General features: G+C 61.4%; 7 protein-coding genes. All 7 read left to right on the top strand.

Going from position 1 to position 9,887, the window contains the following annotated elements; translation table 11 throughout:
• The coding region (locus ACIP8I_RS09995; protein WP_400760662.1) for a superoxide dismutase at positions 1 to 514 on the top strand (514 nt) is incomplete at its 5' end.
• A gap of 469 nt (positions 515 to 983) precedes the next feature.
• A complete protein-coding gene (locus tag ACIP8I_RS09990; protein ID WP_007964026.1) occupies positions 984 to 3,035 on the top strand; it encodes a bifunctional diguanylate cyclase/phosphodiesterase in 2,052 nt (683 codons plus the stop codon).
• 208 nt (positions 3,036 to 3,243) lie between these two features.
• Positions 3,244 to 4,587 (top strand): imelysin family protein, encoded by a 1,344-nt coding sequence (locus tag ACIP8I_RS09985; RefSeq protein ID WP_007964025.1) that lies wholly within the window; start codon positions 3,244 to 3,246, stop codon positions 4,585 to 4,587.
• A 291-nt stretch (positions 4,588 to 4,878) separates the two neighbouring features.
• The gene (locus ACIP8I_RS09980; protein WP_400760658.1) at positions 4,879 to 6,306 is read left to right on the top strand and encodes a di-heme oxidoredictase family protein; all 1,428 of its coding nucleotides are present in this window, start codon (positions 4,879 to 4,881) and stop codon (positions 6,304 to 6,306) included.
• Positions 6,307 to 6,332: 26 nt separating this feature from the next.
• Entirely contained in the window at positions 6,333 to 7,397 is a 1,065-nt protein-coding gene (locus ACIP8I_RS09975; RefSeq protein ID WP_096795126.1) for an imelysin family protein, read from the top strand.
• 14 nt (positions 7,398 to 7,411) lie between these two features.
• Positions 7,412 to 8,512 (top strand): DUF1513 domain-containing protein, encoded by a 1,101-nt coding sequence (locus ACIP8I_RS09970; RefSeq protein WP_007964021.1) that lies wholly within the window; start codon positions 7,412 to 7,414, stop codon positions 8,510 to 8,512.
• A gap of 225 nt (positions 8,513 to 8,737) precedes the next feature.
• Positions 8,738 to 9,886, top strand: a complete 1,149-nt coding sequence (locus ACIP8I_RS09965) for an efflux RND transporter periplasmic adaptor subunit (RefSeq protein WP_400760656.1) — start codon at positions 8,738 to 8,740, stop codon at positions 9,884 to 9,886.
• Position 9,887 lies beyond the last annotated feature (1 nt).

Raw genomic sequence — 9,887 nt, 5'->3', positions numbered from 1 at the left:
CGACAAGCACCACAACACCTATGTCGTGAACCTGAACAACCTGGTGCCAGGCACCGAGTTCGAAGGCAAGACCCTGGAAGAGATCGTCAAGACTTCCTCGGGCGGCATCTTCAACAACGCCGCTCAGGTCTGGAACCACACTTTCTACTGGAACTGCCTGGCGCCAAACGCCGGCGGTCAACCAACCGGCGCACTGGCTGAAGCGATCAACGCGGCGTTCGGTTCGTTCGACAAGTTCAAGGAAGAGTTCAGCAAAACCTCGATCGGCACCTTCGGTTCCGGCTGGGGCTGGCTGGTGAAAAAGGCTGACGGTTCCCTGGCCCTGGCCAGCACCATCGGCGCCGGCAACCCGCTGACCAGCGGCGACACCCCGCTGCTGACCTGCGACGTCTGGGAACACGCTTACTACATCGACTACCGCAACCTGCGTCCGAAGTACGTTGAAGCGTTCTGGAACCTGGTCAACTGGAAGTTCGTTGCCGAGCAGTTCGAAGGCAAAACCTTCACCGCTTAAGCTGCGCGCCAGATAAAAAACCCGGCTGATGCCGGGTTTTTTTATGCCTTTGCTTTCTGTAGGAGCTGCCGCACCGTGCCACAATTTCTGGCGCCTCTGTTTTCCTGTAAGAGCTGCCGCAGGCTGCGATCTTTTGACTTTGATTTTTTAAAGCAAGATCAAAAGATCGCAGCCTGCGGCAGCTCCTACAGGGAATAGCGTTTTTCTCACGATGAACGCTGGCTCCGGCCACTTGCCGGGGCAGCACAGCGGGCTACCATCAAATCAACGAAAATTTGTTCCACACCGCTCAAGTTGAGGGCCGAAACTACCGACACAGTACAAATAGAGCTGAGACTCCAGACAGCAGCATTTCGGCCAACGCCACAGGCAAATATCCTTGGGCTTGATTGTCCCTTTGACTGCCAACACGGGATTGCCAATACTCATGGCAACTTGACGCTACCCGCACGGAACAAGGAATAACCCTTTGAAGCTGGAACTCAAGAACAGCTTGTCGGTGAAGTTGCTCCGGGTCGTGCTCCTTTCGGCATTGATCGTCGGCGTAGTCTTGAGCTGCGCCCAGATCGTTTTCGATGCCTATAAAACCCGCCAGGCGGTGGCCGGCGACGCCCAGCGTATCCTCGACATGTTCCGCGACCCATCCACTCAGGCGGTCTACAGCCTCGACCGGGAAATGGGCATGCAGGTGATCGAAGGCCTGTTCCAGGACGACGCCGTGCGCCAGGCTTCCATCGGCCATCCCAACGAAGCGATGCTCGCGCAAAAATCCCGTGAGTTGCAGCACTCCAACAGCCGCTGGCTGACTGATCTGATTCTCGGCCAGGAACGCACCTTCACCACCCAATTGGTCGGTCGCGGTCCCTATAGCGAGTATTACGGCGACCTGAGCATCACCCTCGACACCGCGACCTACGGCGAGAGTTTCATCGTCAGTTCGGTGATCATTTTCATTTCCGGCGTCTTGCGCGCCCTGGCCATGGGTCTGGTGTTGTATCTGGTCTATCACTGGCTGCTGACCAAACCGCTGTCGCGGATCATCGAGCACCTCACCGAAATCAATCCGGATCGCCCCAGCGAGCACAAGATTCCACAGCTCAAGGGTCACGAAAAGAATGAACTCGGCATCTGGATCAACACCGCCAACCAGTTGCTCGAATCGATAGAACGCAACACCCACCTGCGCCACGAAGCGGAAAACAGCCTGTTGCGCATGGCCCAGTACGACTTCCTCACCGGCCTGCCGAACCGCCAGCAATTGCAGCAGCAACTGGACAAGATTCTGGTCGACGCCGGCAAGCTGCAACGCCGGGTCGCGGTGTTGTGCGTGGGGCTGGATGATTTCAAAGGGATCAACGAGCAGTTCAGCTACCAGACCGGCGACCAGTTGCTGCTGGCGCTGGCCGACCGCCTGCGCGCCCACAGCGGTCGCCTCGGCGCCCTCGCCCGTCTGGGTGGCGACCAGTTCGCCCTGGTGCAGGCCGATATCGAACAACCTTACGAAGCGGCGGAACTGGCGCAGAGCATCCTCGATGATCTGGAAGCGGCGTTCGCCCTCGACCATCAGGAAATCCGCCTGCGCGCGACCATCGGCATCACCCTGTTCCCCGAGGACGGCGACAGCACCGAGAAGCTGTTGCAGAAGGCCGAGCAGACCATGACGCTGGCCAAGACCCGCTCGCGCAATCGCTATCAGTTCTACATCGCCAGCGTCGACAGCGAGATGCGCCGCCGTCGCGAACTGGAAAAAGACCTGCGCGATGCGCTGATTCGCGACCAGTTCTATCTGGTCTATCAACCGCAGATCAGCTACCGCGATCACCGGGTGGTCGGGGTTGAAGCGCTGATTCGCTGGCAGCACCCGGAACACGGTCTGGTACCGCCGGACCTGTTCATTCCGCTGGCCGAACAGAACGGCACGATCATCGCTATCGGCGAGTGGGTGCTGGATCAGGCCTGCAAGCAATTGCGCGAATGGCACGATCAGGGCTTCGTCGATCTGCGCATGGCGGTCAACCTGTCCACCGTGCAACTGCACCACGCCGAGTTGCCGCGAGTGGTCAACAACCTGCTGCAGATCTACCGCCTGCCGCCGCGCAGCCTGGAGCTGGAAGTCACCGAAACCGGCCTGATGGAAGACATCAGCACCGCCGCCCAACACCTGCTGAGCCTGCGCCGCTCCGGTGCGCTGATCGCCATCGACGACTTCGGCACCGGCTACTCATCGCTGAGTTATCTGAAAAGCCTGCCACTGGACAAGATCAAGATCGACAAGAGCTTCGTCCAGGATCTGCTGGATGACGACGACGATGCGACCATCGTTCGCGCGATCATCCAGTTGGGCAAGAGCCTGGGCATGCAGGTGATTGCCGAGGGCGTGGAAACCGCCGAGCAGGAGTCCTACATCATCTCCGAAGGCTGTCACGAAGGTCAGGGTTACCACTACAGCAAGCCACTGCCGGCCCGGGAGCTGGGCGCTTATCTCAAGCAGGCCCAGCGCAGCAACGCGGCTATTTTATAAAGTCAAAAGATCGCAGCCTGCGGCAGCTCCTACATTTGGAATGCATTCCCCTGTAGGAGCTGTCGCAGGCTGCGATCTTTTGATCTGCGTAAACAAGAAATATTTCCAGCCACAACCCTTTACACATAATGCGAAAGATTTGCATTATGTCGCAGCTTTGCGCACCCCCGCGCCCTGTCCATTCCATTACCGAAGCAGGATGTTCGCCATGATTCGTATGCCTCTGGCTACCGCCAGTCTGCTGGCCATCGCTATTTCCCTCGCCGGTTGCGGCGAAGGCAAAGACAAGGCTGCCGCCCCGGCCACGCCGACGCCGGCCGCCAGCACCGCTGCCGCACCAGCACCTGCCGCTGCCGGTAAAGTCGATGAAGCCGCTGCCAAGGCTGTGGTCGCGCACTACGCCGACATGGTCTTCGCCGTTTACAGCGATGCCGAATCCACCGCGAAAACCCTGCAAACCGCCGTCGACGCGTTCCTCGCCAAGCCGAACGCCGACACTCTGAAAGCCGCCAAGGCTGCCTGGGTCGCTGCGCGCGTGCCTTACCTGCAGAGCGAAGTGTTCCGCTTCGGCAACACCATCATCGACGACTGGGAAGGTCAGGTGAATGCCTGGCCGCTGGACGAAGGCCTGATCGACTACGTCGACAAATCCTACGAACACGCGCTGGGTAACCCGGGCGCCACCGCCAACATCATCGCCAACACTGAAGTACAGGTCGGCGAAGACAAGGTTGACGTGAAGGACATCACCCCGGAAAAACTCGCCAGCCTCAACGAACTGGGCGGTTCCGAAGCCAACGTCGCCACCGGCTACCACGCCATCGAATTCCTGCTCTGGGGCCAGGACCTGAACGGCACCGGCCCGGGCGCTGGCAACCGTCCGGCGTCGGACTACCTGGAAGGCGCAGGTGCCACAGGCGGTCACAACGATCGTCGCCGTGCGTACCTGAAAGCCGTGACCCAATTGCTGGTCAGCGACCTGGAAGAAATGGTCGGCAACTGGAAGCCGAACGTGGCTGACAACTACCGCGCCACCCTGGAAGCCGAGCCTGCCGAATCCGGCCTGCGCAAAATGCTGTTCGGCATGGGCAGCCTGTCCCTGGGTGAACTGGCGGGCGAGCGCATGAAGGTTTCGCTGGAAGCCAACTCCCCGGAAGACGAACAGGATTGCTTCAGCGACAACACTCACAACTCGCACTTCTACGATGCCAAAGGCATTCGTAACGTGTACCTGGGCGAGTACACCCGCACCGACGGCACCAAGCTGACCGGCGCCAGCCTGTCGTCGCTGGTGGCCAAGGCCGACCCGGCTGCCGACAACGCGCTGAAAGCCGATCTGGCCGCTACCGAAGCCAAGATCCAGGTCATGGTCGATCACGCCAACAAGGGTGAGCACTACGACCAGTTGATCGCTGCGGGCAACACCGCCGGCAACCAGATCGTGCGTGACGCCATCGCCGCACTGGTCAAACAGACCGGTTCAATCGAAGCCGCTGCCGGCAAGCTGGGCATCAGCGACCTGAACCCGGACAACGCTGATCACGAGTTCTGATCACGCGCGTTCGACTGAAAAAGGCGACCTCCGGGTCGCCTTTTTCATGCCTGCTTTTGGCGGTGATGCTGATGGCCCCATCGCTGGCAAGCCAGCTCCCACAGTTTTCGCGGCGTTCACACACTCCGGGTACAACACAAATCCTGTGGGAGCTGGCTTGCCAGCGATGGCTGCGCCTTGGTCTCGAGTGAAACCCTGCCGCAAATCAAGCAAACGATAATTCCTCTTATTCAAACTCCCTCGCCCTGTTAGACTTTGCGCCTTTGTTTTCGCCCGTCCGCAGGATGTCTGATGCCCTCGCTGCCGCTTCGCTTGTCCGCACTGTTTCTGGCCCTGGGCCTGAGTGCCTGCGATGACGCCCCGCGCTTTACCAAGGCCGAGCCCGGTGAAGCGCGTTCGGGCGGTGCAACGACCGTGCGCAAGACCGACCAGAATGCGTTCTCCCTGCCCTCGGCCAACCTGCCACCGTCGCGTCGGGTCGATTTCAGTGTCGGCAACAGTTTTTTCCGCAGCCCTTGGGTGATCGCCCCATCGACCACCACTGCCCGCGATGGCCTCGGCCCGTTGTTCAACACCAACGCCTGCCAGAACTGCCACATCAAGGATGGTCGTGGCCACCCGCCAGCGCCCGATGCGGCGAACGCGGTGTCAATGCTGGTGCGCCTGTCGATTCCCGATTCGCCGGCCTATGCCAACGTCATCGAGCAACTCGGCGTGGTGCCCGAGCCGGTCTACGGCGGGCAGTTCCAGGACATGGCCGTGCCCGGGGTCACACCGGAAGGCAAGGTGCGCGTCGAGTACACGCCGGTGCCGATCCGTTTCAAGGACGGCACCGAAGTGGAGTTGCGCAAACCGGTTCTGCAATTCACTCAGTTGGGCTACGGCCCGATGCACCCGGACACGCGTTTCTCCGCCCGCGTCGCGCCGCCGATGATCGGCCTCGGCCTGCTCGAAGCGATCCCGGAGGAAGCGATCCTCGCCAACGCCGCCGCGCAAGCCAAAGAGAACAACGGCATCAATGGTCGACCGAATCAGGTCTGGGATGACGCGTTGCACCAGACCGTCATGGGTCGATTTGGCTGGAAAGCCGGGCAACCGAATCTTAATCAACAAAATGTTCACGCGTTTTCTGGTGATATGGGCCTCACCACCCGCCTGAGACCCTTCGATGACTGCACCGACGCGCAAGCCACCTGCAAACAGGCGCCAAACGGCAATGGCCCGGACGGCGAGCCGGAAGTCAGCGACAACATCCTGCGTCTGGTGCTGTTCTATACACGCAACCTCGCAGTGCCGGCACGTCGTGGCGTCAACGACGAACAAGTACTGGCCGGCAAGAACCTGTTTTTCCAGGCCGGTTGCCAGTCCTGCCACACCCCGCAATACACCACCGCCGCCAACGCCGCCGAACCTGAACTGGCCAATCAAGTGATTCGCCCGTACAGCGATCTGCTGCTGCACGACATGGGCGACGGTCTGGCCGACAACCGCACTGAGTTCCAGGCCTCCGGCCGCGACTGGCGCACCCCGCCGTTGTGGGGGATCGGCCTGACGCAGGCAGTCAGTGGTCACACCCAGTTTCTGCATGACGGCCGCGCCCGCAACCTGCTCGAAGCCGTGCTCTGGCATGGCGGCGAAGCGCAGCAGGCGCAGCAACAGGTTTTGTCTTTCAACGCCGAGCAGCGTGCCGCGCTGCTGGCGTTCTTGAACTCACTTTAAACACTTAAAAGAATCGGGAGCCCGACATGTTCCGTCCCAAGTTGTTGTTCACCAGCCTTGCCGCACTCGCCCTCGGCGCCTGCTCGCCGCAGGACCCGCAAGCGGTCACGTCGGCGGCCATCGCCAAATCGGTGATCTTGCCGACTTATACCCGTTGGGTCGAAGCCGACAAGCAACTGGCGGTCAGCGCCCTCGCCTACTGCCAAGGCAAGGAAACCCTGGAAACCGCCCGCGCCGACTTCCTGCATGCGCAGAAAGCCTGGGCCGAGCTGCAACCGCTGTTGATCGGCCCATTGGCCGAGGGCAACCGTTCGTGGCAGGTGCAGTTCTGGCCGGACAAGAAGAACCTGGTTGGCCGTCAGGTCGAACAACTGGTGGTCGCCCAGCCGCAGATCGATGCCGCCGCACTGGCCAAATCCAGCGTGGTAGTGCAAGGCCTGTCGGCTTACGAATACATCCTGTTCGATGAAAAACCGGACGTCGCCAACGCCGAGCAGAAAGCCAAATACTGCCCACTGCTGATCGCCATCGGCGAGCGCCAGAAGCAACTGGCCGAAGAGATTCTGCAGAGCTGGAACAACACCGACGGCATGCTCGCGCAGATGAGCAAATTCCCTAACCAACGCTACGCCGACTCCCACGAAGCGATCGCCGATCTGCTGCGTGTGCAGGTCACCGCCCTCGACACCCTGAAGAAAAAACTCGGCACGCCGATGGGCCGTCAGAGCAAAGGCGTGCCGCAGCCGTTCCAGGCCGATGCGTGGCGCAGCCAGTCGTCGCTGACTGCGCTGGAAGCCAGCCTCGCTGCAGCCAAAACCGTCTGGGAAGGCGTCGACAACAAAGGCCTGCGCGGTCTGCTGCCGGCCGAGCAGAAACCGTTGGCGGACAAGATCGACGCCGCTTACGCCGCGTCGCTGAAACTGTTCGACAGCAGCCAGCGCTCGCTGACCGAAATGCTCCAGGACGACGCCGGTCGTCAACAACTCAACGATCTCTACGACAGCCTCAACGTCGTCCATCGCCTGCACGAAGGCGAACTGGCCAAGGCGCTGGGCATTCAACTGGGCTTCAACGCCAACGACGGTGACTGATGAGGGCAAGTGCCATGCTGCGACGCCAGGCTCTGACTTTAGGTAGTTTGCTGCTGGGAGCAGTGACACTGGGCGGCTGGACGCTGTTCAAGCGCAAGGATCAGAGCCCGCTGTTGCTCTCGGCGCGCGATGACACCGACGGCAAGCATTACGCCGTCGGTTATCGGCTGGACGGTACGCGGGTGTTCGCCACCGAGGTCGGCCAGCGCTGCCACGACATCATCAACCACCCGACGCTGCCGATCGCACTGTTCGTCGCCCGCCGCCCGGGCACCGAGAGCTACCTGATCGACCTGCGCGACGGGACGTTGCTGCAAACCGTGACGTCGCAGCCGAACCGGCATTTCTACGGCCACGCCGTGGTGCACAAGGACGGCGAATACCTGTACGCCACCGAGAACGACACCACGGATCCGGGGCGTGGCCTGCTCGGGGTGTACAAGTTCGAAGGCGAGCGGCTGGTGCACAGTGGCGAGATTTCCACCCATGGCCTCGGCCCGCATCAGGTGTCGTGGATGCCCGATGGCGAAACCCTGGTGGTGGCCAACGGCGGGATCCGCACCGAAGCCGAAAGCCGCGTCGACATGAACCTCAACGCCATGGAACCGAGCCTGGTACTGATGCAGCGCGACGGTACGCTGCTGAGCAAGGAAACCCTCGCCCAGCAGATGAACAGCGTGCGCCACCTGGGCATCGCCAGCGACGGCACCATCGTCGCCGGCCAGCAGTTCATGGGCGCCTCGCATGAGCGTTCCGAACTGTTGGCGATCAAGCGTCCGGGCCAGCCCTTCGTGGCGTTTCCGGTGCCAGAGCATCAGTTGCAGTCGATGGGGCACTACACCGCCAGCGTCGCAGTGCACAGCGAGCTGCGGTTGGTGGCGCTGACCGCGCCGCGTGGCAACCGGTTCTTCATCTGGGACCTGGACAGCGGCGAAGTGCGCCTCGACGCGCCGCTGCCCGATTGCGCCGGCGTCGGTGCGGTGAAGGATGGTTTCGTCGTGACCTCGGGTCAGGGCCGCTGCCGCTACTACGATTGCCGCCAGGATGAACTGCTGGCCAAGCCGCTGGAATTGCCGGCGGGGCTCTGGGACAACCATCTGCATCTGATGGCCTGAATCAACGCTGTAACTGTGGCGAGGGAGCTTGCTCCCGCTGGGGCGCGAAGCGGCCCCGCTTTTTAACTCAAAAGCATGGGACTGCTGCGCAGTCCAGCGGGAGCAAGCTCCCTCGCCACAGGGGTTTTATTCGTCCTCACTGTAAAAACTGGCAGTTGGAATCCCCCCTGTACTCGGAGTAATGTGCCCGCCTGTCTCACCTGATTTATCCAAGGAACTGGAAATATGCTGCGTCGCCGCATGCTGATCATGTTGGGTGTTGTCTTGCTGGTCGTCCTGGTATTGGGCGGGTACAAAGCCTTTTCGATCTACACCATGATCCAGGGCTTCTCCAAACCGAAACCGCCGATCAGCGTCGCCGTGGCCCGCGCCAGCGAACAGCCGTGGCAGATGCGTCTGCCCACCGTCGGCTCGCTCAAGGCCTTGCAAGGCGTGGAGCTGAGCCTGGAAGTCGCCGGCACCGTCACCGAGCTCAAATTCGAATCCGGGCAGAAGGTCAAGGCCGGGCAGCCACTGCTGCAACTCGACAGCGCGGTCGAGACCGCCCTGCTGGAAACCGCCAAGGCTGACCTGGGTCTGGCGCAACTGGATTTCGGTCGCGGCAGCCAACTGGTCGACAGCCGCGCGATCTCCAAAGGCGAGTACGACCGTCTCTCCGCCGTGTTGCAAAAGAACAAGGCCACGGTCAATCAGCTCAACGCTTCGCTGGCGAAAAAACGCATCCTTGCGCCGTTCAGCGGCACCATCGGCATCCGTCAGGTGGATGTCGGCGACTACCTCGCCAGCGGCAGCAAAATCGCCACCCTGCAGGATCTGAGCAGCCTCTACGCCGACTTCTATGTGCCGGAGCAATCGGTGCCGAAACTGGCCATCGGGCAACCGGTGCAGATCGGCGTCGCCGCCTATCCCGGACAGGATTTCCCCGGCGCCATCAGCGCGATCAACCCGATTGTCGAGAGCACCACGCGCAATATTCTGGTGCGTGCCACTCTGGCCAACCCCGACGGCAAATTGCTGCCGGGCATGTTCGCCAGCCTCAACGTGTTACTGCCCGATCCGCAGCAACACATCGTGGTCCCGGAAAGCGCGATCACCTACACCCTCTACGGCAACTCGCTGTACGTGGTCGGGCAACAGAAGGCCGAAGACGGCAGTGTCGTGAAAGACGACAAGGGCCAACCGGTGCTGATCGCCGAACGCCGTTTCATCGAGACCGGCGAGCGCCGCGATGGCCTGGTGATAATCAACAAGGGCGTGCAGAGCGGCGAACAAGTGGTGACCGCCGGCCAGATCAAACTGGACAACGGCGCACACATTGCCATCAGCGACGACAAGACCCTCGGCGAGCAGAACAGTCCGCCTCGCGCCGACTGAT

The sequence above is a fragment of the Pseudomonas sp. NPDC088414 genome, assembly GCF_044753325.1.
Taxonomy (GTDB): domain Bacteria; phylum Pseudomonadota; class Gammaproteobacteria; order Pseudomonadales; family Pseudomonadaceae; genus Aquipseudomonas.
The sequence above is the reverse complement of the archived record's forward strand: the minus strand, read 5'-3'. Positions and strand labels throughout refer to the sequence as shown.

Bases quoted from the DNA above. Each gene is read 5' to 3' on its own strand.
- ACIP8I_RS09985 (WP_007964025.1), top strand. From the start codon at position 3,244: ATGATTCGTATGCCTCTGGCTACCGCCAGTCTGCTGGCCATCGCTATT.
- ACIP8I_RS09980 (WP_400760658.1), top strand. From the start codon at position 4,879: ATGCCCTCGCTGCCGCTTCGCTTGTCCGCACTGTTTCTGGCCCTGGGC.
- ACIP8I_RS09975 (WP_096795126.1), top strand. From the start codon at position 6,333: ATGTTCCGTCCCAAGTTGTTGTTCACCAGCCTTGCCGCACTCGCCCTC.
- ACIP8I_RS09970 (WP_007964021.1), top strand. From the start codon at position 7,412: ATGCTGCGACGCCAGGCTCTGACTTTAGGTAGTTTGCTGCTGGGAGCA.
- ACIP8I_RS09965 (WP_400760656.1), top strand. From the start codon at position 8,738: ATGCTGCGTCGCCGCATGCTGATCATGTTGGGTGTTGTCTTGCTGGTC.